At 69.9% G+C, this 22,371-nt stretch carries 25 protein-coding genes; 10 read left to right on the forward strand and 15 right to left on the reverse strand.

Annotation, left to right across the window (positions count from 1 at the left end; all coding sequences use genetic code 11):
* Nucleotides 1-36 precede the first annotated feature (36 nt).
* From Q5696_RS04610 to Q5696_RS04635, 6 genes are read right to left on the reverse strand one after another with little or no spacing between them, the layout of a single operon-like run.
* Nucleotides 37-1,206 carry a hypothetical protein gene (locus Q5696_RS04610; protein WP_305094040.1) on the reverse strand — a complete coding sequence of 390 codons (1,170 nt, stop codon included), beginning with the start codon at nt 1,204-1,206 and terminating at the stop codon, nt 37-39.
* Nucleotides 1,203-1,787, reverse strand: coding sequence for a signal peptidase I (locus Q5696_RS04615; protein WP_370654859.1), 585 nt, complete (start codon nt 1,785-1,787; stop codon nt 1,203-1,205). Before Q5696_RS04615 ends, Q5696_RS04610 begins: the two co-directional genes overlap by 4 nt.
* A gap of 10 nt (nt 1,788-1,797) precedes the next feature.
* Nucleotides 1,798-2,388 carry a SipW-dependent-type signal peptide-containing protein gene (locus Q5696_RS04620; protein WP_305094041.1) on the reverse strand — a complete coding sequence of 197 codons (591 nt, stop codon included), beginning with the start codon at nt 2,386-2,388 and terminating at the stop codon, nt 1,798-1,800.
* 13 nt (nt 2,389-2,401) lie between these two features.
* Complete coding sequence (locus Q5696_RS04625; protein ID WP_305094042.1) at nt 2,402-3,034, reverse strand: signal peptidase I; 633 nt, start codon at nt 3,032-3,034, stop codon at nt 2,402-2,404.
* A gap of 1 nt (nt 3,035) precedes the next feature.
* Nucleotides 3,036-3,536, reverse strand: coding sequence for a hypothetical protein (locus Q5696_RS04630; protein ID WP_305094043.1), 501 nt, complete (start codon nt 3,534-3,536; stop codon nt 3,036-3,038).
* 40 nt (nt 3,537-3,576) lie between these two features.
* On the reverse strand, nt 3,577-4,092 hold the full coding sequence (locus Q5696_RS04635; protein ID WP_305094044.1) for an alternate-type signal peptide domain-containing protein: 516 nt from the start codon (nt 4,090-4,092) through the stop codon (nt 3,577-3,579).
* A gap of 393 nt (nt 4,093-4,485) precedes the next feature.
* Here Q5696_RS04635 and Q5696_RS04640 point away from each other — a divergent pair, with 393 nt between their 5' ends.
* Entirely contained in the window at nt 4,486-4,905 is a 420-nt protein-coding gene (locus Q5696_RS04640; RefSeq protein ID WP_305095132.1) for a cold-shock protein, read from the forward strand.
* Nucleotides 4,906-4,985: 80 nt separating this feature from the next.
* Here Q5696_RS04640 and Q5696_RS04645 read toward each other — a convergent pair whose 3' ends face one another.
* The 3 genes from Q5696_RS04645 to Q5696_RS04655 all read right to left on the reverse strand — a co-directional run bounded on the left by Q5696_RS04645 (nt 4,986) and on the right by Q5696_RS04655 (nt 8,088).
* On the reverse strand, nt 4,986-5,486 hold the full coding sequence (locus Q5696_RS04645) for a DUF2771 family protein (RefSeq protein ID WP_305094045.1): 501 nt from the start codon (nt 5,484-5,486) through the stop codon (nt 4,986-4,988).
* A gap of 24 nt (nt 5,487-5,510) precedes the next feature.
* Nucleotides 5,511-7,199, reverse strand: a complete 1,689-nt coding sequence (locus Q5696_RS04650) for an MFS transporter (protein WP_305094046.1) — start codon at nt 7,197-7,199, stop codon at nt 5,511-5,513.
* A gap of 79 nt (nt 7,200-7,278) precedes the next feature.
* Nucleotides 7,279-8,088, reverse strand: coding sequence for a glutaminyl-peptide cyclotransferase (locus tag Q5696_RS04655; protein WP_305094047.1), 810 nt, complete (start codon nt 8,086-8,088; stop codon nt 7,279-7,281).
* A 71-nt stretch (nt 8,089-8,159) separates the two neighbouring features.
* Between Q5696_RS04655 and Q5696_RS04660 the strand changes: the two genes are divergently transcribed.
* The 3 genes from Q5696_RS04660 to Q5696_RS04670 are packed head-to-tail and all read left to right on the forward strand — an operon-like array spanning nt 8,160 to nt 12,300.
* Entirely contained in the window at nt 8,160-8,996 is an 837-nt protein-coding gene (locus tag Q5696_RS04660) for a DUF3027 domain-containing protein (protein WP_305094048.1), read from the forward strand.
* Nucleotides 8,993-11,737 (forward strand): sacsin N-terminal ATP-binding-like domain-containing protein, encoded by a 2,745-nt coding sequence (locus tag Q5696_RS04665; RefSeq protein WP_305095133.1) that lies wholly within the window; start codon nt 8,993-8,995, stop codon nt 11,735-11,737. The genes Q5696_RS04660 and Q5696_RS04665 overlap by 4 nt, the downstream gene beginning before the upstream one ends.
* Complete coding sequence (locus Q5696_RS04670; RefSeq protein WP_305094049.1) at nt 11,734-12,300, forward strand: phosphatase PAP2 family protein; 567 nt, start codon at nt 11,734-11,736, stop codon at nt 12,298-12,300. Before Q5696_RS04665 ends, Q5696_RS04670 begins: the two co-directional genes overlap by 4 nt.
* 45 nt (nt 12,301-12,345) lie before the next feature.
* Here Q5696_RS04670 and Q5696_RS04675 read toward each other — a convergent pair whose 3' ends face one another.
* Nucleotides 12,346-12,555, reverse strand: coding sequence for a DUF2530 domain-containing protein (locus Q5696_RS04675; RefSeq protein WP_370654903.1), 210 nt, complete (start codon nt 12,553-12,555; stop codon nt 12,346-12,348).
* 120 nt (nt 12,556-12,675) lie between these two features.
* On the opposite strand from Q5696_RS04675, the gene Q5696_RS04680 reads away from it, so the two are divergent.
* The 3 genes from Q5696_RS04680 to Q5696_RS04690 all read left to right on the forward strand — a co-directional run bounded on the left by Q5696_RS04680 (nt 12,676) and on the right by Q5696_RS04690 (nt 15,936).
* A complete protein-coding gene (locus Q5696_RS04680) occupies nt 12,676-14,163 on the forward strand; it encodes an NCS2 family permease (RefSeq protein ID WP_305094051.1) in 1,488 nt (495 codons plus the stop codon).
* A gap of 35 nt (nt 14,164-14,198) precedes the next feature.
* Nucleotides 14,199-14,627, forward strand: coding sequence for a MarR family winged helix-turn-helix transcriptional regulator (locus tag Q5696_RS04685; RefSeq protein ID WP_305094052.1), 429 nt, complete (start codon nt 14,199-14,201; stop codon nt 14,625-14,627).
* Between the two features lie 67 nt (nt 14,628-14,694).
* The gene (locus Q5696_RS04690) at nt 14,695-15,936 is read left to right on the forward strand and encodes an MFS transporter (RefSeq protein WP_370654860.1); all 1,242 of its coding nucleotides are present in this window, start codon (nt 14,695-14,697) and stop codon (nt 15,934-15,936) included.
* On the opposite strand, the gene Q5696_RS04695 is transcribed toward Q5696_RS04690, so the two are convergent.
* On the reverse strand, nt 15,888-16,451 hold the full coding sequence (locus Q5696_RS04695; protein ID WP_305094053.1) for a hypothetical protein: 564 nt from the start codon (nt 16,449-16,451) through the stop codon (nt 15,888-15,890). The genes Q5696_RS04690 and Q5696_RS04695 overlap by 49 nt on opposite strands.
* 58 nt (nt 16,452-16,509) lie before the next feature.
* On the opposite strand from Q5696_RS04695, the gene Q5696_RS04700 reads away from it, so the two are divergent.
* From Q5696_RS04700 to Q5696_RS04710, 3 genes are read left to right on the forward strand one after another with little or no spacing between them, the layout of a single operon-like run.
* Nucleotides 16,510-17,115 carry a TetR/AcrR family transcriptional regulator gene (locus tag Q5696_RS04700; protein WP_305094054.1) on the forward strand — a complete coding sequence of 202 codons (606 nt, stop codon included), beginning with the start codon at nt 16,510-16,512 and terminating at the stop codon, nt 17,113-17,115.
* A 31-nt stretch (nt 17,116-17,146) separates the two neighbouring features.
* On the forward strand, nt 17,147-17,953 hold the full coding sequence (locus Q5696_RS04705) for a TrmH family RNA methyltransferase (protein WP_305094055.1): 807 nt from the start codon (nt 17,147-17,149) through the stop codon (nt 17,951-17,953).
* Between the two features lie 8 nt (nt 17,954-17,961).
* Nucleotides 17,962-18,231 carry a DUF2537 domain-containing protein gene (locus tag Q5696_RS04710; RefSeq protein WP_305095135.1) on the forward strand — a complete coding sequence of 90 codons (270 nt, stop codon included), beginning with the start codon at nt 17,962-17,964 and terminating at the stop codon, nt 18,229-18,231.
* A 4-nt stretch (nt 18,232-18,235) separates the two neighbouring features.
* Here Q5696_RS04710 and Q5696_RS04715 read toward each other — a convergent pair whose 3' ends face one another.
* The 4 genes from Q5696_RS04715 to Q5696_RS04730 all read right to left on the reverse strand — a co-directional run bounded on the left by Q5696_RS04715 (nt 18,236) and on the right by Q5696_RS04730 (nt 22,253).
* Entirely contained in the window at nt 18,236-18,949 is a 714-nt protein-coding gene (locus Q5696_RS04715) for a DUF6928 family protein (protein ID WP_305094056.1), read from the reverse strand.
* A 5-nt stretch (nt 18,950-18,954) separates the two neighbouring features.
* The gene (gene sepH / locus Q5696_RS04720) at nt 18,955-19,815 is read right to left on the reverse strand and encodes a septation protein SepH (RefSeq protein WP_305094057.1); all 861 of its coding nucleotides are present in this window, start codon (nt 19,813-19,815) and stop codon (nt 18,955-18,957) included.
* A gap of 147 nt (nt 19,816-19,962) precedes the next feature.
* Nucleotides 19,963-21,081: a phosphoserine transaminase gene (serC, locus tag Q5696_RS04725; RefSeq protein ID WP_305094058.1), complete on the reverse strand. Its 1,119-nt coding sequence runs from the start codon at nt 21,079-21,081 to the stop codon at nt 19,963-19,965.
* 44 nt (nt 21,082-21,125) lie between these two features.
* Complete coding sequence (locus tag Q5696_RS04730) at nt 21,126-22,253, reverse strand: citrate synthase 2 (RefSeq protein ID WP_305094059.1); 1,128 nt, start codon at nt 22,251-22,253, stop codon at nt 21,126-21,128.
* Nucleotides 22,254-22,371 lie beyond the last annotated feature (118 nt).

Below are 22,371 nucleotides of genomic sequence, written 5' to 3' on the forward strand. Positions count from 1 at the left end.
GTTCCCTTCGAGCGACATGCCTCGATGTCGACGATGTCATTCGGTCAGGGCAGAGTCGGCGGTCGGCGCGGTGCCGTCCGGCGTGGTGTCGGCCGGTGTGGTGTCGTCCGACGCGGCCTCTCCGGACGGTGTGTCGACGGCGGTCTTCGTCCACGACGAACCCGCCACCCGGTACCGCTTTCCGCCGTCCGTGATCCACAACGTGTCGGACGACTCGTCCCACTCGTACGTCGCCGAAGCGGACACGGAAATACGCTGCAGCTCATCACCGCTCGCGTCCACGATCGCGATCGCGGTCTCCGAGTCGGGGGACTGCACCAGCATCGCCGTGTAGCCGGACGGAGACTTCTGCGCGGTGCCGAGCGGAGTCTCGGACAGAGTGGTCGACGGGGCCGTCGTGGTGGTGGTCGACGGGGCCGTCGTGGTGGTGGTCGACGGGGCCGTCGTGGTGGTGGTCGACGGGGCCGTGGTGGTGGTCGACGACGGGGTGGTCGTGGTCGAGGTTGTGGTCTCGGCGGACGTCGTCGTTTTCGCGGTTGTCGGTACTGGGTCCGGGCTCGACGGTGTGACATTTTCAGGTGTCACGGCCGACGGTTGGTCGGCGGACCTCAGCAGATTGCTGTCGCTACCTGCGGCCAGCACGTTGCCGGTAACTGCGCTTTGACACCAGACATTCCACGTTGCGCCGCCACGTCGTGCGCGGTATCCGCGCCAGCCTTCGGACTTCTCGTTGGTGTAGCGGTTGACGGTGTGAACCTGTGCGATGTAGTCCTGGGTTCCGCCGTACTGGGTGTCGTCGCTGGTCACGGCACTGAGGATCTGCCCGCCGGTGGCAAATCCGACACCGGGATCCTTGTCCCACCCGGTGTACGGCGTGCTACTGCCTTCCTTGTAGACGTCGACGCGGTATTTGTATGCGGGCCCCAGATGGTTCCATCTCAGCTGGGCGTCCTGGCTGCCGGTGCCGACACCGATCGTTGTGCAGTCGACTTTGGCTACTTCCGGCAGCACGTTCCCCGCCACGGTCAGCGCACCACTGGTCGCCTGCGCGGTGTCCTGGAAGGCGGCGCTGGTCGGGCTGGCCTGGGAGAGCCCGAACACCGACAGTGCGACGGCACTTGCGGCGAGGGCGGGGCGGGTGGCCTTCCAGGTGAGGTGCCGTGACCGTCGTGGCTGTTCGGGTTCGGGTGAGAGCGGAGTGGTCACGGCGTCTGGGTCCTTCCCCCATGCGGAATGTCGTTGTCCGGGGCGGTGTTCGGTGGATCGTCGTCGCGGCGCCCGGACGGCTTCGCGACGAGCATGAGCAGCACCCCGACGAAGACGCCGCCGAGGAACACGGCCGTCGAACTCGACAACCATGCGGCGACGTAGCCGAGGCGGGGAACGCTCCAGAAGACGCGGTCCGCCTCGGTGATCGCATACGGTTCGACGTCCGGGGCGTTGTTGGCGTCGCCCTTCAACACGACCGTGACGGCATCGCCACCGGCCGGCTGAATGTCGTACACGCGATGCGTGATTCGGGTGCCGTACGCGTTTTCCACGCTGATCACATCGCCGACCGACAGGTCGTCGGCCGGTACGGTCCTCGCGAGCGCGAGTGATCCGGTGGTGATCTCCGGTGCCATCGACCCCGACCGGAAGATCAGCGGTTCGACGTGGAACAGCAGCCCTGCGACCGTCGCCACGATGCAGATCAGTCCCGCGATCGCCCCGACGGTCAGGGCGGTCTCGCGGACCCGGTGTGCGCCGGACGATCGGGTCTTCGGGGCGGTCATGGTGGGTGCCACGTCCGATCGACTACTGCGAGGTGGCGGTGACGGTGAACGTCACGCCGATCGACTTGCCCTGCATGGCCTTCGTCAAACTGTTTCCGGCGGTGGCGCGCACGCAGAGGGTGTCGGTTGCGCCGGCCTCGACGGGCCCACGATCGGTGACGACCGTCCGTGTCGCAGAGAGATCGCCACTGCCGAGGGCGGGGCCCGTGCACGTGCTGCCCGCATACACGCCGACCGTGATCTGACCGGCCACACCGGCGTCGCCGCTCGCCTGCGCCGTCATTCCGTAGGCGAAGGCCATGTCGCCGGTGTTCTGCACCGGCAGAACGGCATCCACGAAGGATCCCGGGAGCAGTCCGCTCTTGGTCAGGTCGCTGAACGGGAAGTTCTTGCTCGCCTGCCCGGACGGTCCGAGCTGCACCTCGATCGCGGTGGTGCGGAACGTCCCGGACGTCGCGGTGACGCTGGTGCTCCACGAGGCCATCGTGCCCACCGATCCGAGGCCGAGGACGATACCGAGAGACAGGGCGGCCCGGACCCGGCCACCACCGAGGACCCGGCGCACGCGTGTGCCGACACGCGGAGGGGAGGTCGAGATCTCGTCGCGAGACATGAAGGGGTCCTTCTTACTTCGAAGTTGTCGAGGAATCGGCGTCGATCACGGGAAACACGTCCGTGGCGTCGTCGTCCGATGAGGTCTGCGTGCGGCGCTGCCGACGCTTGTCCTGGCCGGACCCGACGAACATCGTCACCGCATAGATCACGAGCCCGCCGACGACCACCATGAGGAGGGTCGAACGCTGCTGACCGGAAATGATGTTGTTGACATACCCGACGTACGGCACCGCGTACCAGACCTTGCCGCGGACCTGCTCGGGAACGACAGGCCGCTCGTCGGGGGCCGGGTTGGCGTCACCCTGGGTGGTGAACCGCAGCTCGCCCTTCGCCGAATACTGCACCGCGGTGATGCGGTGCGTGACGACGTCGACCTTGCCGGACTCCCACTGGAACGTGACGACATCGCCGACCCCGAGCGTCCCGGCGTCCACCGGTTCGACGACGACGAGCGTGCCCGGCGGATACGTCGGCTCCATCGACCCGGTCAGCACCGTGTACGGCGTCGAACCCGTCAGGCGCGGAACGACGATCGTCGCCGCCAGGAACCCCACCATCGCGATGAGCAGAACCCACGACACGACCGACTTGACCCACCACCATGCGGTGGTCGGCTCGTCGGTGGGGGTGGTGGTACGACGCACGTCAGACCTGTGATGCGTCGAACGTGAACGTGGTGGTCGAGGCGAGACCGCCACCGGCCCCGGTACCGACCGTGCCACGCAGGCACAGCACCGTCGACGCTCCGGCCTGCAGCGCGGGCCGCAGCTCGGTGCTCGCACCGATCATGTTCCCGTCGTAGAGCTGGGTCGCCGCGCCTGTCGGATCCCCGGAAGCCGGACAGGCCGACTCGTTCGCGACCTCCCACACCGTCAACGTCAACGGCAACGCGGCATCGGACTGCGTCACGTTCGTCAACCGGTACCGCGTCGGCACGTCACCGGTGTTCTTCACCGTCAACGGCGTCTGCGAATACCCGCCCACGGCAAGCCCGGTCTGCCCGAACGAGCCGAGCGTGAAGGACCCGGCACCGACGCCGATATCCAAGGTGCCGGCGGTGATCGTCGCGCCGGGAAGTGTCTCGGTGTCACTCCACAGGGCGCCGGTCTGCTGGGCAGAAAAGAGAATCAGCCCAACAGCCGGCACCGCTGCGAGAGCCCACCAGCGGTGGTTCTTCGACAAGGTTCTAGCTGGTCGTCTGCTGGAGGTTCAGCGAGATGTCGCCCAGCACAGCCGAGGCGCCCTGATCCGTCAGCCCGGTGACATCCTTGAACTTCACCGGAACCGTGACCGTGAGCGTCTGACCGTCGGCGGCGGTCGTGATCGCCCCGGCAGTGACACCGGTACCGGAAACGGCAACCGTGCCGATTTCGAGGCTGTCCGAGAGGTCTCCGGTTGCGGTGGGCGCGGTTGCGGTGATCGTGGCAGTGAGGTTGTCGCCCTTGACGAGAACCTTCGGGGACACCGTGTAGGTCAGCGTCTCGCCCGGAACGATGCGGTAGTCGTCGATGCTGCCGATCGGGCCGGCCGCGTTGGACCAGGTGCCGGCCGCGGTGGTGCCGTCGAACTTGAGTTCGCCCGCGGTGATCGTGCCACCGGTAACGGTCGCGGTGTCGTTCCAGGCGGCAAACGTGCCGGCGCCTCCGGCGAGGAGGAGTGCTGCTGCGCCGGCGGCGATGGCGCCCTTGGTCTTCTTGTTCATGCGTCGTTCTCGCATTCTTGGGGCCCTGTGGAGGGGGCGCGATGAGGGGGTGCGTCGGACGTGGATCCGTCGGGCACCGGAGAGGGTGACTCTGCTGTCGGCGCAGCCCCCGCGCTTCGCCGCGTACTTTGTAGCACCCGCGAGGATTGTCCGGTGGAGAAACTGGTCAATTGTCCAGAAGAATTTTCGACCCGGATCGGTTCAGCTGCCGTGGTTGTCCGGGTAGGGACTTTCGCCAGGTCTCCTGGTTGCCGAAAACGTTGCAGCCTCGGGTGGTCCACGGCGGGTACACTGGCCGCATCACGCGTCCCGCCCACTGTGCGGGGCGCGTTGTCTATATCCACGTATGTGCTCGGGTGTCGGGTGCAGCAGTCAGATGAGCGGGTGAACACGGTGCCTACCGGCAAGGTGAAGTGGTACGACGTCGAGAAGGGGTTCGGATTCCTCTCCCAGGACGACGGGGAGGACGTGTACGTTCGGGCGTCCGCGCTGCCGGCCGGTGTCGAGGGGCTCAAGGCCGGTCAGCGGGTCGAGTTCGGGATGGCGGCAGGCCGTCGTGGTCCGCAGGCGTTGAGTGTCACCGTGTTGGACCCGGCGCCGTCGGTGCGTCAGGGGCAGGGTGGGGGGCGCCGTGAAGCGGGCGCACCCCGCAAGCATTCGCCGGACGAGCTGCACGGCATGGTCGAGGACATGATCACGCTGCTCGAGGCGAAGATTCAGCCGGATCTGCGCAAGGGCCGCTACCCGGACCGTAAGACGGCGCAGCGGATCTCCGAGGTGGTGCGGGCCGTGGCCCGCGAGCTCGACAGCTGACGCGACCCACCGCGACCCACAGACACGAGAGGAGCCCACCGGCGGCAGCGCCGGTGGGCTCCTCTCGTTCGTGCGGGGGGTTACTGCGCGGGGGCGATGACGCCGCCACCGGGCATCGGCATGGTCTGGAACGCCCACACCTGGGCGAGGCCGTTGCGGGCCGGGAGCTGGATGATCGCGCTGATCAGCTGTTCGCCCTCGTTGCCGGGGACCGTCACGGCGTACGCCTCGCCGGGCGTGTAGTCGCGGTAGCCCTCGAAGATCTCACCGGTCTTCGGGTTGCCGATCTGCACGTTGAGACGCCAGTCGGAGTCGGCGATCTCGCGGGGCAGCGACAGCTGCAGCGGGTAGCCCTCGGGGACGTGGAGTTCGGCGATCTCGAGTCCGACGCAATTGAGTTGCTCGTCGCAGGCACCGCCGGCGACGTCCACCGAGTCGCCGTGCGAGTAGGCGGTGACGACGGGCAGCGACTCGGGTGCGTTGCGGACGAGGAGTGTCACCACCGTGCCCAGCCCGGCCGCGGCCACCAGCACCACCGCCGCGATCAGCGCAAGAATCTGTTTCGTCCGGGCTTGCATCATGGGTTCCGTTTCTCGTTCGGCGGGTCAGTCGGCACGGGGGCTGTGGCCGACAGGGGACTGGGGTTCGGTCAGTGGGCCGACGTGTTCGGGTCGTCTGCCGCCGAGTCCGGGCAGCAGGGTCGCCCCGCGGTACGTCAAGATCGTCTGGACCAGTCCGATGGTAAGTACCACGGACACGACCGTGAAACCGATCCACAGATCGGTGGGCAGTAGGACGCCGAGGGTGCCGCCGAGAACCCAGCTGAGCTGCAGCACCGTCTCGGACCGTCCGAAGCCGGACGCGATGGATTCCTCGGGCAGATCCTGCTGCAGCGACGCGTCCAGCGACACCTTCGCCAGCGCGCTCGCCCCGGATGCGACGAGTGCGGCCAGCGCGGCCGTGAGCAGGTTGCCGGTGAGGGCGACGAGGACCGCGACGACGGTGACGGCGATCGTGCAGCGCAGCACCATCATCGCGGGCCGGCCCAGTTCGAGTCGGGCGCCGGCGGCGTTGCCGGCGAAGTTGCCGATACCGGCGGCGGCACCGACCAGGCCGAGGGTGAGCGCCTGCATCATCGGCTCGTGGTCGGTGTTGGCCTTCGCGACGAATGCGATGTACAGGGTGAGGAAACCGGTGAGGACCCGGATGGTGCCGTTGCCCCACAGCCCGGTCACGACGACCCGGCCCAGCGGCTGCCGTTGCTTTCCGGGCCGGCCGGACGTTCCGGGCATCGCCGTGGTGGGTGTGCCGTTGCGGTCGATCACCCGGGTGGGGGAGTCGTCGCCGTGGAACGCCAGGGTGGCCGGGACCTCGCCCTCGGTGACCTCGACCCATGCCGGAATCCGCATGCTCAGGTACGCACCGAACCCGGTGATGACCACGGTCAGCCACAGCACCCCGGTCGACCCGGTCACGAACGCCAACGCGCCGGCCAGCGCACCCGCCCCGATCGTGCCGCCGACCAGGCCGAACACGGTGAGCCGTGAGTTCACCCGGACCAGGTCTATCTCCGGTGGCAGCACGCGGGGCGTCACCGCACTCTTGAGCACCGAGAACGATTTGCTGAGCACCATCATGCCCAGCGCGCACGGATACAGCGCCCAACTGTCGAAGTTGAAGACCAGCAGCACCGCCAGCGCGGTGCGCAGCGCGAACGACGAGGCCAGCGCGATCCGCCGGCCCCGCTGCAGCCGGTCCAGTGCGGGACCGATCAGCGGTGCGATCACCGCGAACGGCGCGATCGTGATCAGCAGGTACAGCGCGACCTTCGTCTTGTCCTCGCCGGTGGCCGCCGAGAAGAACAGTGTGTTGGCGAGCGCGACGGCGATCGTGGCGTCGGTCGCGAAGTTCGCCATCACCGCGTACATCAGCGCGGTCAGTCCCGACTTGTCGGCGCCGTCGGCGGTCGCGGCGCGGCGGAACGTCGCGATGCCCTTGTTGGTCAGTTCCTTGCTGCGCATCGCCGCGACTCGCGTCACCGTCAGCTTCCGCGGCATCGGCGGTGGTTCGGGGGCACTGTCGGCAGGGGGATCGTGCGGCGGCTGTTCCGGTCGCGGCAGCGGCCGGGTCGACGGTGGATGCAGTGGCGGAAGCGGGGACCGCCGGGCGGCCGGGCGCCGCTGCGGCGGGGGAGGCGGCGGGTAGTTGCCGTATCCGGGATGCTGCCGGGGCTCCCGATCGCGCGGCGCCTGCTCGCGCCCGGGGGCGTCTCGAGGTTCGCGGGGTTCGGTCACCCCCCAATTCTGTCCTAGCACCCGGTCATTGCACGAGACGGGCGTCCCGTGTCCTGTTCGCCCGACGTGTCGGCCACGGTCACGCGACGAACCGGACCTCGAACATGCGCGGCCACAGCTTCCCGGTGACGAGGAACCGGTCGGTGCCGGGGATCTGGGCGATCCCGTTGAGGACGTCGACGTCGCCGCGCCCGTCCGACGGCAGTGCATCCGTCAGGTTCGACGCGTCGATCCGAGCCACCACCACCCCGGTCGCCGGATCGATCTTCACGATCCGGTCCGTCTGCCACACGTTCGCGTACACGAACCCGTCGTCGGCGCAGTCGAGTTCGTTGAGCCGGTCCAGGGGCTGTCCGTCGAGGGTGACGTCGACGGTGCCGACGGCGTCGAACGTGGCCGGATCCCGGAACGTCAACGTGTCCGAGCCGTCGCTCATCACCAGCCGGCCGGGCTGCGTGCACAGCCCCCAGCCCTCGCCGTCGTAGCCGACCTGCCGGCGCGGGGCGAGAGTGCCGGGGTCGCGTCCGATCGCGACCCCGTCCGTCCACGTGATCTGCCACAGGGTGTCCCCGGCGACCGTGATGCCCTCCCCGAACAGGGGGCGGGCCAGGTCGGTGCGGGCCAGTTCGGTGCCGGACGCGAGGTCGGTGGCCCGCACCCACGACCGGCCCACCAGGCCCGTGCTCTCGTAGAGGACGCCGTCGGAGATCTCGAGGCCCTGCGTGAACGCGTCGGCGTCGTGCGGCAGCTCGCGCACGATCTCCGGGCGCCACTGTTCGGCGGTGACCGCGCCCGCCGGTGGGGTGTCGACCGTGCATCCCGCGGCCGATCCGGCGACCAGAGCGGTGAGGGCGAGTGCGAGGGACGGTGCGGGACGACGCCGGTTCACCCGCCCAGCATGACAGGCCGGGACGGGCGCCGACGGCCCGGACGCGCGCAGACCGGACTGGGTGCGGCAAGATGGACGCTGTGAGTGTTGCGTCGTCTCCCGAGAGCACTACCGTGCGCCCCGTCCTCGCTCGAGCTGTCGATCGCGCCCGTGCGGCGCTGGTCGATCTGAACGAGGGTGCGGTCGGACGTCACCTCGGTGTCACCGCCGAGGACGAGTGCGCCGCCACCCACCGTTTCGTGGCGGAGTTGCCCGGTTATCACGGCTGGCAGTGGGCGGTCGTCGTGGCCGCGGTGCCCGGCACGGACCACGTCACGATCAGTGAGCTCGCGCTGCTGCCCGGCCCGGACGCGCTCCTCGCACCCGAATGGCTGCCCTGGGATCAGCGGGTCCGTCCCGGGGACCTGTCGCCGGGGGATCTGCTGGCGCCGCCGAAGGACGATCCGCGGCTCGTGCCCGGTTACGTCGCGACCGGGGACCCGGAGATCGACGAGGTCGCGTTCGAGGTGGGGCTCGGGCGCAAGCAGGTGATGAGCCGTGAGGGCCGTCTGGACTGCGCGCAGCGTTGGTACGACGGCGACCACGGCCCGGAGTCGGAGATGGCGAAGGCTGCGCCGTCGACGTGCGAACTGTGCGGGTTCTACCTGCCGCTCGCGGGATCGCTGCACGCCGCATTCGGGGTGTGCGGCAACGAGATGGCCGCCGACGGGCACGTCGTGACCGCCACCTACGGCTGCGGCGCCCACTCCGACACCATGCTGCCCACCGGTGCCGGATCGCCGCGCTACGACGCGTACGACGATGCGGCTGTCGAGATCGTCGACCTGCCGTCCCCCGAGATGCCCGACACCGCACCGGAACCCGAGACGGCTGTCGAGGCCGTCACCGACTCCGAGGGCGAGCACTGACCGATCCCTTCGGCACCGCTGCACTGCGCGACGGCACGCTCGTCGCGTGGCGGAGTTCGCCGACCCGCCTGCGGGAGGACGCGGCGGCCGAGGCCGATCTGGTGCGGGCCGGCTACCGGGACCGGCTCCTGACCGAGCTCGCCCAGAATGCGGCCGACGCCGCCGTGAAGGCCGGTGTGCCCGGCGCACTCCGGGTGACGCTGCACGACGGCGTGCTGCACGTCGCGAACACCGGTGCACCCCTGGACGTCGACGGTGCTGCGGCGCTCGTCGCGCTGCGGGCGTCCGGTAAGACCACCGGGGTCGGTCGGTTCGGGGTCGGCTTCACCGCGGTACTCGCCGTTGCCGACGACATCGAATTGCGTTCGACCACTGGATCACTGGTGTTCTCGGTGGAACGGACCCGCGCCGCGATCGCCGATGCCGGACTCGACGCCCCGACGGTGGGGGTGCCCGCGCTGCGACTCGCCTGGCCCTCCGACACGCCGCCGGCCACCGGGTTCGACACCGAGGTGGTGCTGCGGCTGCGCCCCGACCTGCACGGGCCGGCGGCCGCTGCGCTCCTGGACGTGTGCGCGGCCGAGGCCGTGGACCTGCTGCTGGAACTGCCGGCCCTCACCTCGATCGAGGTCGACGGCACGATGCTGTACCGCACCGAACGAGCACTCGGCGACGGACTCACCGAGATCACGATCGGGGAGCGGACGTGGTGGCAGTATCGGACGGCGTCCGCGCGCTGGCTGGTGCCGGTCGACGATGGTCGCCTGCGCCCCGTCACCGGGGACGTCCTGCGCGCCCCGACCCGCTCCGACGAGGAACTGTCGCTACCGGCGCTGCTGATCGCCGATGTCCCCATGCAACCGGACCGTCGCCGCCTGCTGCCCGGCGCACCGCTGGCCGGTGTCGCGTCCGGCTATGCGGAGTTCGTGGCGGCGGTGCCGCCCGAGCAGCGTCCCGGGCTGGTCCCGGTGCCGGGTTTCGCACGCAGCGAGGCCGACACCGTGCTGCGCGAGGCGATTCTGCGGGACCTGCGCACGTCACCGTGGCTGCCGGCCGCAGACCGGTCCGACCTCGTGCCCACCCGCGCCACCGTCGTCGCCGGGCTCACCCCGGAACTGGCCGACGCCCTCGCCGACGTCGTCCCGGGCCTCGTCGATCCACGACTGTCCGGGCCGCGGCACGCCCCGGCGCTCGCAGCCGTCGACGTGCACCGGATCGGGCTCGCGCGTATCGCGGAACTGCTGGCCGGGCACGAGCGCCCGCCGTCGTGGTGGCATGCCCTGTACGCGGCGCTCGAACCGCTCGTCGTCGACGCGGTCACCGCGGAAGAGCTTGCCGCCGTTCCCGTTCCACTCGTGGACGGTCGTACCGTGACCGGCCCGCGCACCACCGTCACCGGTGTCGACCTGGGGACGGATCTGGGGGACGCCGCGGCGGCCCTGGACTGGGTGCGGCTCGTCCACCCCGACGCGGCGCATCCGCTGCTGAACCGGCTCGGCGCCGAGCCGGCCACCGCCGCGGACCTGCTCGACGATCCGGCACTGCACGCCCGGATCGAGGACGTCGACTACGACGACCTCGACACCGCAACGGAATTGGCGTCCGTCGTGCTCGCGCTCGCCGCTCACCTCGATGCCGAGGCGCGGCCGGACCGGCTCGGTGAGCTGCCCCTTCCCGACACGGCCGGAGACCTCGTGCCCGCCGACGAACTGTTGCTGCCGGGTGCCCCGCTCGCGGACGTCCTCGTCGCAGATTCCCCGTTCGGCACCGTCGATCCCGCGCTCGTGGACCGGGTGGGGGCGGACACGTTGCGGGTCGTCGGCGTCGGCTGGGGATTCACGGTGCTGCGCGCCGACCTTCCCACCGGCCCCGACCACGACCTCGACGACGAGGACACGTGGTGGAACACCCTCGTCGACGACCCGGAAACCCTGATCGCGGTCCGCGACCTGGACCTCGTCGACCCGGACCGCTGGCCTCGGGCCCTCACCCTGCTCGCCGCCGACCCGGACACGGCCGCCGCGCTGGCCGACCGCGACGGTTACACCGCCTGGTGGCTGCGCCGGCACGCCGAGATCGACGGACATCCGCTGGGCATGCTGCGCGCCCCCGACGACGACACGTTCGCGGGCCTGCTCGACGTCCTCGACCATCCGGCCGCCGCGGCCCTGGCGCCCGCACTGGCTTCGGCCACCGTCGACGGCACCGGGCCGGCCGCCGTGCTCCTCGACCGGCTCGCCGACCCGGCACGCACCCCCACCCCGGCCGTCGTCACCCGCACGTACCGAATGCTCGCGGCCGCCGCCGACCGCGGCGTGCTCGACGTCGACGACCTGGACCTGCCCGCCCGGGTGCGTGTCCTGACCGGTGCCGTCGTCGACGCCGACGAGGCGCTCGTGCTCGATCGCCCGCACCTGGCGGCCGTCGTCCCACCCGCCCGGACCGTGCTCGGCGCAGTCGATACGGCGACCGCGCTCGCCGACCTGCTGGACCTGCCGCTCGCGTCGGCGGCCGTCCACGCCGAGGTCGTGGGGGCGGGGGAGACGAGTTCGTGGGATCGGGAACCAGGCGCGATCCTCGCCGCCGCCGCTCTCGGCCGGGACCTGCCGTCCGGCACGGTGACCGTCCACGACGACCTCGTCGTCCGGGTGTCGGGGGCGGTCACCGGCGACGTCGCGGTGCCGTGGTGGGTGGACGACGCCGGGCGCCCCCACATCCGGCGCACGTGGGGAACCACGTGAGTGTCGACCGGTCGGTACTGCAGTGGATGGTCGACCATCGCACCCCGCTGTCGACGGACGTCGTGACCGCCGTCACCCACACGGGCGGCACGATCGCGGTGTTCACGGTCACTGCCGTCGTGTCCCTCGTTCTCCTCGCCCGCCGACGCACCACCGACGCGGTACTCGTCGCCGGAGCGATGCTGTCCGGGTGGGCGCTGATGGCCGGACTCAAACAAGTGTTCGGCCGGGTGCGGCCACCGGTGCCGGACCGCCTCGTGCTCCTCGACTCGTACGCGTTCCCGTCCGGGCACGCCATGATGACGGCGATCCTCGCGTGTGTCCTCGGCGCCGTCGTCGTCCGTGTCGTGGCCGCGGGCGTCCGCCGCAGCGTTCTGCTCGCCGTACTCGCGTCGTACACCCTCGCCGTCGGCCTGTCCCGCGTGTACCTCGCCGCGCACTGGCTCACCGACGTTCTCGCCGGGTGGGCGATCGGCGCCGCCTGGGCGGCAGTGTGGATCGGGGCGACGTACCGGTGGGCGAGGCGCAGCGCCACCGCGGCGACACGCCCACCCCGCATGTGAGATGCCGCACGCGCCGAAGTGTCGGTGCCGGGTCGGCCCGCGGTGTCAGTCGAGTCCGCGTTGTGCGCCGCGTCTGCCGGCGCGCGCGGCCCGCCGCTGCACGAGGAACAGGACGAAACCTACGGCGCCGAAGGCCGTTCCGGCACAACAGACGGGGAGCGCGTCGGACCAGCGGTCGCCTCCGAGCGCGACGACGACGGTGGCCACGATCCAGGCCGCGGTGCCGGCGGCGAGCACCGGACGGGGATCGGACATCCGCTCGACGAGCGGCGACGTGCTATGGATTTCGGTCACAGGATTAAGCTACCTGCCCGTCGGTGACCTACTCTGCCAGGTGCGAAACCCCACTTCCCGGCGATTGGACCGAAATACGACATGGCGGTTACCGACCAGAATCCCAGCCCGAAGCCTTCGGCGCCCTCGCGCCTGCTCGACGCCTATTTCAAGATCACGGAGCGGGGATCGACGATCAGCCGGGAAGTTCGTGGCGGTCTGGTCACGTTCGTGGCCATGGCGTACATCGTGGTCCTCAACCCGCTGATCCTCGGTAGTTTCTCCGCCGACGACGCGGCCGCCAAGACCGACGTCCTCGGCAACATCCTGCCGGTGAGCCAGGTTGCCGCCGTCACCGCGCTCGCCGCCGGTCTGATGAGCATCGTCTTCGGCATCGTCGCCAACTATCCGTTCGGTATCGCCGCGGGCCTGGGCATCAACAGCCTGCTCGCGGTGTCGATCGCCCCGCAGGTCACGTGGCCGGAGGCGATGGGTCTCGTCGTGATCGACGGCATCATCATCGTCGCGCTCGCCGCGTCCGGGTTCCGCACCGCCGTGTTCAACGCGATCCCGCGGGAACTCAAGGCGGCGATCGCCGCCGGCATCGGCATGTTCATCGCGTTCCTCGGTCTCGTCGACGCCGGATTCGTGCGCCGCATCCCCGACGCCGCCGGCACGTCGGTGCCCGTCGGTCTCGGTATCAACGGCTCGATCTCCGCATGGCCGACGGTCGTGTTCGTGTTCGGTGTCCTCCTCATGGGTGTGCTCGTGGTCCGCAAGGTGCGTGGCGGCCTGCTGATCGGCATCGTCACCACCACCGTGCTCGCCGCGATCGTCGAGGCGGTCTTCGACGTCGGAGCCTCGAAGGGTGTCGACCCCAAGGGCTGGAACCTGTCGGTGCCGGTGCTGCCGGACGTGGTCGCACAGCTGCCGGATCTGAGCCTGGTCGGTGACGTCAACCTCTTCGGTGCGTTCACCCGTATCGGTGTGCTCGCCGCGAGCCTGCTCGTGTTCACCCTCGTGCTCGCCAACTTCTTCGACGCGATGGGCACCATGACCGGTCTCGGTGCCGAAGCCGGACTCGTCGACAAGGACGACAACCTCCCCGGTATCGGCAAGGCGCTGGTCGTGGAGGGCACCGGTGCCATCGTCGGTGGCGCCTCGTCCGCGTCGTCGAACACCGTGTTCGTCGAATCCGCGTCCGGTATCGCCGAGGGCGCCCGCACCGGCCTCGCCAACGTCGTCACCGGCCTGCTGTTCCTGGCCGCGATGTTCCTCACCCCGCTGTACTCGGTGGTGCCGATCGAGGCGGCCGCACCGGCCCTGGTCGTGGTGGGCGCGTTGATGATCGGGCAGGTGCGCGACATCGACTTCGGCAAGTTCTCCATCGCGCTGCCGGCGTTCCTGACGATCGTCACGATGCCGTTCACGTACTCGATCGCCAACGGTATCGGCGTCGGCTTCATCACCTACGTGGTCCTGGCGGCCGCGGGTGGCAACGCCAGGAAGGTGCATCCGCTGATGTGGGTCGTCGCGGCACTGTTCGTGGCCTACTTCGCCGTCGGACCCATCACCGACGCCGTTACGTGAGGAACGGGGCGCGGGTTCCCGTATTGTTTGCATCTGTGACATCGGATATCCGCGCCCTGGCCAGCGATCTGTCTCTCGCAGTGGTGCGTCTGACGCGCCACCTGCGGGGTCGGCGGAGTGAGGCCAAGGTGTCGCTGACGCAGTTGTCGGCACTCGCCTCGTTGAGTGCCGAGGGTTCCATGTCCCCGGGCGCGCTCGCGGCCCGGGAGAAGGTGCAGCCGCCGTCGATGACGCGGGTCATCGCGTCCCTCGCCGATCTCGGACTCGTCGACCGCGCACCGCATCCCACCGACGGACGGCAGATCGTGGTGTCGTTGTCGGACGCCGGACGCGACCTCATGGTCAGCGAGACGCAGGCCCGTGAGGCGTGGATGACCGAGAAGCTGTCGCACCTGACGGACGCCGATCTCGCGACCCTGCGGGACGCCGTCACCATCATCACCGGGCTCGTCGAGAACGACTGACCCACACCGGATCCGGTCACCGGGACCGGTGACCGCGAGGAAACCTGTTCCGCGCCACTATCTGTGTATGTCCACCGATGTCGCGCCGTCGATGTTCGCGGCCCTGCGGTCGCGGAACTACCGCTACTGGGCGTCCGGCCAGATCGTGTCCCTCGTCGGCACGTGGATGCAGCGGATCGCGCAGGACTGGCTGGTCCTGACCCTGTCCGGCGGTGACGGTTTCGCGGTCGGTGTCGTCATGGCCCTGCAGTTCGGGCCCACTCTCGTGCTGTCGATGTACGGCGGTGTCCTCGCCGACCGGTACGACAAGCGACGCATCCTCATGGCCTCGCTGGTCGCGATGGCCGTGTTCGGGCTGATCCTCGGTGTGCTCGACGTCGGTGGCGTCGTGCAGTTGTGGCACGTCTACGTGTTGGCCCTGGCGCTCGGATGTGTGAGTGCCCTCGAGACGCCGGTGCGGCAGTCGTTCACCATCGAGATGGTCGGCCCCGAACGGCTGGCGAACGCGATCGCGTTGAACTCCATGATGTTCAATGCGGCACGCATCGTCGGCCCGGCGATCTCCGGTGTCCTCATCACCTGGATCGGCACCGGACCGGTGTTCCTCGTCAACACGGTGTCGTTCGCGGCGGTGTTCGTGTCGCTGCTGTGCATGCGCACCGGGGAACTCACCCGGTCGGAGCCGGCCCCACGCGCGAAAGGCCAGGTGCGGGAGGGCTTCCGGTACGTGCGCCGCCGCCCCGACCTCACCGTTGTACTCCTGGTGGTGTTCGCCGTCTCCACGTTCGGCCTGAACTTCTCCCTGACACTGGCGGTCCTGGCGCGCAACACGTTCGGCAAGGACGCGGACGCGTTCGGGCTGCTGTCGACGATGCTCGCGGTCGGCATGCTCGCCGGGGCGTCGTTCGCGGCCCGCGCCGGGACCGCGCCCACACTGCGGCGGTGTCTCGGCGCGGCGATCGCATTCGGTGTGCTCGAGATCGGACTCGGGCTGCTGTCGTCGTACCTGGCGGTCGCGATCCTGCTGGTGCCGATCGGGGCCCTCGTGCTCACGTTCTCGACGTCCGCGATGAGCATTCTGCAACTGTCGGTTCCCACCGGCCTGCGCGGCCGCGTCATGGGCATGTACATGCTCGCGTTCCTCGGCGGCACCCCGCTGGGCAGTCCGCTGCTGGGCTGGCTCGCCGATGCGGTGGATCCGCGCGCCCCGCTCGTCGTGGGCGGGGCGGTGTCCCTCGTCGCGGGCCTGGCCGCCGCACTCTACGTGCGGCGCTCGACCGCCTTCGCCCGTGCCGGGAACACCGTGTAGCTCAGGGCGACGACGCCCCAGATCCCGAGCACGACGGTGAGGTTGTCGATCCAGCCGGACAGGGCCGCGGTGCGGGTCGGGTCGTCCACCATCGTGATCGCGGCGAGCAGCAGGCCGCACGCGATGCCCCACGCAATCACGGCCTTGCCGAACTCGCGCCATTCGCGGATCGCCCGGCCGGCACCGTGCCGCGGCGGCTTCACCGGGGCGGGCCCGCCGGCGAACCGGTGCGCGAACCGGGCGTCGGCCCAGCGGATGATGCTGTGCCCGAAGGCGACCGAGAAACCGATGTATGCGGCGGCCAGGCCGTGACTCGCCGTCGCCTCGGCGCCGCCGCGCAGGTCGATCGTGGTGGCAACCAGTAGGACGACGTCGACCAGGGGCGCGCCGACGAGCAGTGCGGCACCCAGGGTGGGGCGGCGCAGCAGGTAGCGGGCCGTCAGCCCGGCTCCGAGGAACACCCAGAAGAGGATCTCGCACACGACGATCAGGTGCACGATCATGGTCGACCCCATTTCTAGTACGACTGTGTTAGTCGTTTAGAAGCTAGCACAGCCGTGTTAGTTTTGCGATGTGGTGAAGAGACCGAGCCCCGAGGCCAGACGCGAGGAGATCGCCGACGCCGTGCTGCGCGTGATCCGACGCGACGGCATCGCCGCTGCCAGCGTTCGGGCCGTCGCCGGCGAGGCCGGGATGTCCACCGGGTCGCTCCGGCACTTCTTCGGCACCCAGTCCGAACTGCTGCTGTTCGCGATGGAACTGGTCACCGCACGTGTCTACGACCGCATCGCCGGGATCGAGTTCAGTGGGGATCTGCGGGCCGACGTGCGCGTTCTGGCCGAGCAGTTCGTACCCCTCGACGACGACCGTCGCGGCGAGATGGAGGTGTGGCAGGCATTCACCGTCGCCGCGCAGGCCGACCCCACACTCGCCGAGGTGCGCGAACGTTCCGATCTCGCGGTGTACGAGGGCTTCCTCGGGGCGGCGCAGGAGTTGGCTGCGGCCGGGACGATCGCGGAATCCGCAGTCGAGGTGGAGGCGATGCGGATGCACGCCCTGGTGGACGGTCTCGCGGCGCACGGCCTCAACCATCCCCACCGGATCGGGCCCGAACAGATCCACGCCGTCCTCGACGCACACTTCGACGCCCTGTTCGAGGCGGACGGGAGCACCCGGTAGCCGTCGACCGCCCGTGCGGCACGATGGACCGGTGGTTCACGTCATCGACATCGCAGATCCCGCCGACCCCCGGCTCGACGACTACCGCGATCTCAGCTCGTCCGACCGCCGGCCCGACCTGCCCGGCGGCAAGGGGCTCGTGATCGCGGAGGGTGTGCTCGTGGCGCAGCGGATGCTGACGTCCCGGTTCGCGCCGATCAGCCTGCTCGGGGTGGATCGCCGGCTCACCGAGCTGTCCACCGACCTCGACGGCGTCGACGTGCCGTTCTACCGGACCACCGCCGACGTGATGGCGCAGGTCGTGGGCTTCCACCTCAACCGCGGTGTGCTCGCCGCGGCGTACCGGCCGCCGGCCCTCGACCCCGAGGACGTGCTGCGCGACGCCCGCACCGTCGCGGTCCTCGAAGGCGTCAACGATCACGAGAACATCGGCTCGATGTTCCGCAACGCCGCCGGACTCGGTGTGGATGCGATCCTGTTCGGCGGCGCGTGCGCCGACCCGCTCTACCGTCGCGCGGTGCGGGTGTCGATGGGGCACGCGCTGCGGGTACCGTTCGCGCAGGTCCCGGACTGGCCGCGAGGCTTGAACATCCTGCGGGACCGCGGTTTCCAGCTCATCTCCCTCACCCCGAACCTGGCGGCGGTACCGCTCGCGCAGGCGATGACGGGGGAGAAGGTGGCCGTGCTCCTCGGGGCGGAGGGACCGGGACTGACCGAGGACGCGATGCGCGCCACCGACGTCCGAGCCCGCATCCCCATGGCGCCGGGAACGGACTCCCTCAACGTCGCGACCGCCGCCGCGATGGCGTTCTACGAGCGGATCCGAGCGGGGGCGTGACCACCCGCATGCCCACCCACCTGCCCACCCCGTGGGCCACGGGCCTGCTCGTCGGCGCATTCGCAGCGCTCGTCACGATCGTCGGTGTCGTCGCGTTCGGGACGGCACTCGCCGACATCCACCCGTTGCTCGCGATCGGCTTCAACATCGTCGCCGTCGGCGGCGCGGCACCGACCGTGTGGCGGTGGCGCTGGATTCCGGTGTGGCGCTGGGTGGTCTACGGCGTCGGTGCGGGCGTCGTGCTCGGCTGGATCGGCGTGGTCCTCGCGGTGTTCTGACGTGTCACCGGCGCAGCAGCCGCGCCAGCAGTGAACGCCGTCGCGGCTGCTCCTGCGGCGCGGGTGGTTCCTGCGGCACCGGTTCCTGCTGCCCGGGCTCCTGCGGCACCGGGTGGATCGTGAAGCGGGAGACGGGAATCGACGACGGATCCAGTCCGTCCAGCCAGGCCCGCAGGGCGGCCTGCGCGAACTCGGCAGGATCGAACGGCAACGTCTGCGGGTCGGGGAGAACGTCCAGGCTCGGCGGTGCCGGGTGCTCACCCGACCAGAACGGGCGTTCCCACGGCTGCGGGAGGCCGACGTCCTCGACGATGTGCACCGGCGTCGCACTGAACGACCGCTCGAGCGTCGCGCCGTCCCAGTGCGCGAACGCACCCCACGAACCGGCCGGCATCGACGCACTCGACGAACACAGGTACGTGTGCCGGGCCCCCGTCGGACGAATCCAGTGCTCGACGAGCGACGACGGTACCGGTGGCAGCGACTCGGTCGTGCGGACGACTGCGACGCCGGGAAAATATCCGACGACGATCTCGCCGTCCGCCAGAACCGATGTCGTGGACAGGAACTCGTCACCGAGCGGGAACATCTCGAGGCCGTGGTGCAGGCTGGTGGCCAGCCCGTGTGCGCCGTCGCGGTCGTTCTCGGCGTCCCGTAGTACGGCAACGGGATCGTCGACGTCGACGTACCAGAGTGTGGAAGCGTTGACTCCCGCCACCGGTGTCAGCCGCGCCCGTTGCTCCGAACGCCCAGCAGGACGTCGTCCCACGACGGCAGGGCCGGCTTGCCGCGCTTGTCCTTGCCCGGGCTGGTCTGCGGGGCGACCCGGGGTTCGGCGCCGCCGTCCGGCGTCACGATCTCGGCCACGTCACCGGCGATGTCGTCGAACTCGTTGTCCGCCAGCATGATCGACGCGTCGTCGGTGCTGTCCTGATCGGACTCCACATCGGCCGGACCGTACACGCCCTCACTGGGAACCGGGGTCAGGCTGCGCAGCGGCCGCCCGAAATCCGGATCGACGAGCTGCGTCGCAGTGTCGTCGAGTGCCGTGACGATGCCGCCGTGCGCATCCGGCTGGAACCGCCAGTGCGCCGCGTTGGTGGTGCACCCGGCCTGCCACTGCAGCTGCGCGACCCAGCACCCTTCCTCGTCCTTCCACGCGTCCCACGTCGCGACGTCGAGATCGTGGCCACGGGTGCGGAACGCGAGAGCGACGATCTCGGCGAGCGTCATGACCGCCGGGCCGTCCGGACGCACCGGGTGGCCGGCCTGCGCCATCTCTGCGGCGCGGGACCGTTCGAGCAGCACCGGGTACGCGAAGCGTTCCACCTTGGGCCGGGGGACACCCGCCTCCTCGGCGACCTGGTCGACGGAGGCGCCGCCGCGGATCCGGGCCTGGATCTCCTTGGGGCGCATCTGGCAGTCGGTCTCGATCTCGATCTGGCCGAGCCGGGCGATGTCGCCGCGGGCCGCGGCCCGCAGTCGATCGTCGGCGGGGATGCGGAATTTCTCCCCGGAATCCGGGTCCGAACACACCACGTGCGCGCCGCCTGGTTCGAGACCGATCACTCGCAGCTCTCGCACGTTCGTCCTCCTGATCGCGTCGACTCGCGATTGCACGAACTCGACTGTAATTCATCCGTGACAGGCACGCCGGGAAAGACACGCGAGCCGTATATCACCGAAGGGGCGGGGGCGCGTGTGCGCCGCCCGCCCCTTCTCGGGAACGAACTATCCGAGCTGGGAGACGACCCAGTCGATGCTCTTGGTGAGCTGCGAGACGTCCTCGGGATCGATCGCCGGGAACATGCCGATGCGCAGCTGGTTACGGCCCAGCTTGCGGTACGGCTCGGTGTCGACGATGCCGTTGGCGCGCAGGATCTTCGCGACCTCGGCCGCGTCGACCGAGTCGGCGAAGTCGATCGTGCCGACGACCTGCGAGCGGTTGGCCGGATCGGCGACGAACGGCGTCGCGTACTCGGAGGCCTCGGCCCACGAGTACAGGCGATCCGACGAATCCTTGGTGCGCGCGGTGGTCCAGTCCAGGCCGCCGTTGGAGTTCATCCACGCGATCTGGTTCTCGAACATCAGCAGCGTCGCGAGCGCCGGGGTGTTGTACGTCTGATCCTTGGTGGAGTTGTCGACCGCGATCGGCAGCGACAGGAACTCCGGGGTCCAGCGGCCCGACGCCTTGATCTCGGCGACGCGCTCGAGCGCCGCCGGGCTCATCAGCGCGATCCACAGGCCACCGTCGGCGGCGAAGCACTTCTGCGGCGCGAAGTAGTAGACGTCGGCGTCGGCGACGTCGACCGGCAGGCCGCCGGCGCCCGAGGTGGCGTCGATCGCGATGAGCGCGTTCTCCGAGCCCGCCGGGCGCGACACCGGCACGGCCACACCGGTCGAGGTCTCGTTGTGGGCCCAGCCGATGAGGTCGACAGAACCGTCGGCGACGATCGCCGGCGCGGTGCCCGGATCGGACGACACGACGATCGGATCGCCGATGAACGGGTTGCCCTTGGCGACCGACGCGAACTTCGACGAGAACTCGCCGTACGTGAAGTGCTGCGAGCGCTCACGGATCAGACCGAAGGCGGCCGCGTCCCAGAACGCGGTGGAGCCGCCGTTGCCGAGGACGACCTCGTAGCCCTCGGGCAGCGAGAACAGGTCGCGCAGACCCGAACGGACCCGTCCGACGACGTCCTTGACGGGCTTCTGCCGGTGGCTGGTGCCGAACACCGACGCACCGACGTCGACCAGGGACTGCAGCTGCTCGGGGCGAACCTTCGACGGTCCGCAACCGAAGCGGCCGTCGACGGGCTTGAGGTCGGCGGGGATGATCGGGGTGCTCATCGGTGCGAGTTGTCCTTCTCCGTTGTGGTGGTGGCGCAGCCGGTCTAGCTGTGCGAGATCTGATCCCAGCCCTCGACGGTGTCGGGGGTGCGGGGTGCCGGGCCGGTGTAGATGGCGGCGGGGCGGACGAGCTTGCCCAGGCGCTTCTGCTCCAGGATGTGCGCGCACCAGCCGGCGGTGCGTCCGCACGTGAACATGGCGGGCATCATGTGGGCCGGGACCTCGGCGAAGTCGAGGATCACCGCCGCCCAGAATTCGACGTTGGTCTCGATCGCGCGGTCGGGTCGACGTTCGCGCAGTTCGGCGAGCGCGGCCTGCTCCAGCGCGGCGGCCACCTCGTAGCGGGGTGCGTCCAGGCGCTTGGCGGTATCCCGCAGCACCCGGGCGCGGGGGTCCTCGGCCCGGTACACCCGGTGACCGAAGCCCATCAGCTTCTCCTTGCGGTCGAGGATGCCCTTGACCAGTGCGCGGGCGTCACCGGTGCGCTCGGTCTCCTCGATCATCGGCAGCACGCGGGCCGGGGCGCCGCCGTGCAGCGGGCCCGACATCGCGCCGATCGCACCGGACAGCGATGCGGCCACGTCGGCGCCGGTGGAGGCGATGACACGGGCGGTGAAGGTGGAGGCGTTCATGCCGTGCTCGGCGGCCGAGACCCAGTACGCGTCGATGGCCTCGGTGTGCCGCGGATCCGGATCGCCCTTCCATCGCGTCATGAAACGTGCTGTGACGGTGGGGCATTCGTCGATGATCTTCTGCGGAACGGCCGGCTGGTAGATGCCGCGGGCCGACTGCGCGACGTACGACAGCGCCATCACCGAGGCGCGGGCGAGGTTCTCGCGAGCCGTCTCGTCGTCGATGTCGAGCAGTGGCTGGTAGCCCCAGATCGGGGCCAGCATCGCGAGACCGGCCTGCACGTCGACCCGGACGTCACCGGTGTGGATGGGCAGCGGAAACGGCTCGGCAGGGGGCAGGCCCTGGCCGAACTTGCCGTCGACCAGCAACGCCCACACGTTGCCGAACGTGACGCGGCGGCCGACGAGATCCTCGATGTCGACGCCGCGGTACCGCAGTGAGCCGCCGTCCTTGTCGGGTTCGGCGATGTCGCTGGTGAAGGCCACGACGCCCTCGAGGCCGCTGACGAAATCCTCGGGTACTACAGCGCTGGGTGCCATTGCTCCTGGACTCTCCTCATCCGAGTGCTGCCCGTCGGAGCCGCACTACCTTGCACTGACTGGGGTCTTCGACTGCTCGGTCCTCACCGAAACTCTAGCCGGTCGGACCGCCGGTCCG

Origin of the sequence: Prescottella sp. R16, from assembly GCF_030656875.1 — a bacterium.
GTDB lineage: Bacteria > Actinomycetota > Actinomycetes > Mycobacteriales > Mycobacteriaceae > Prescottella.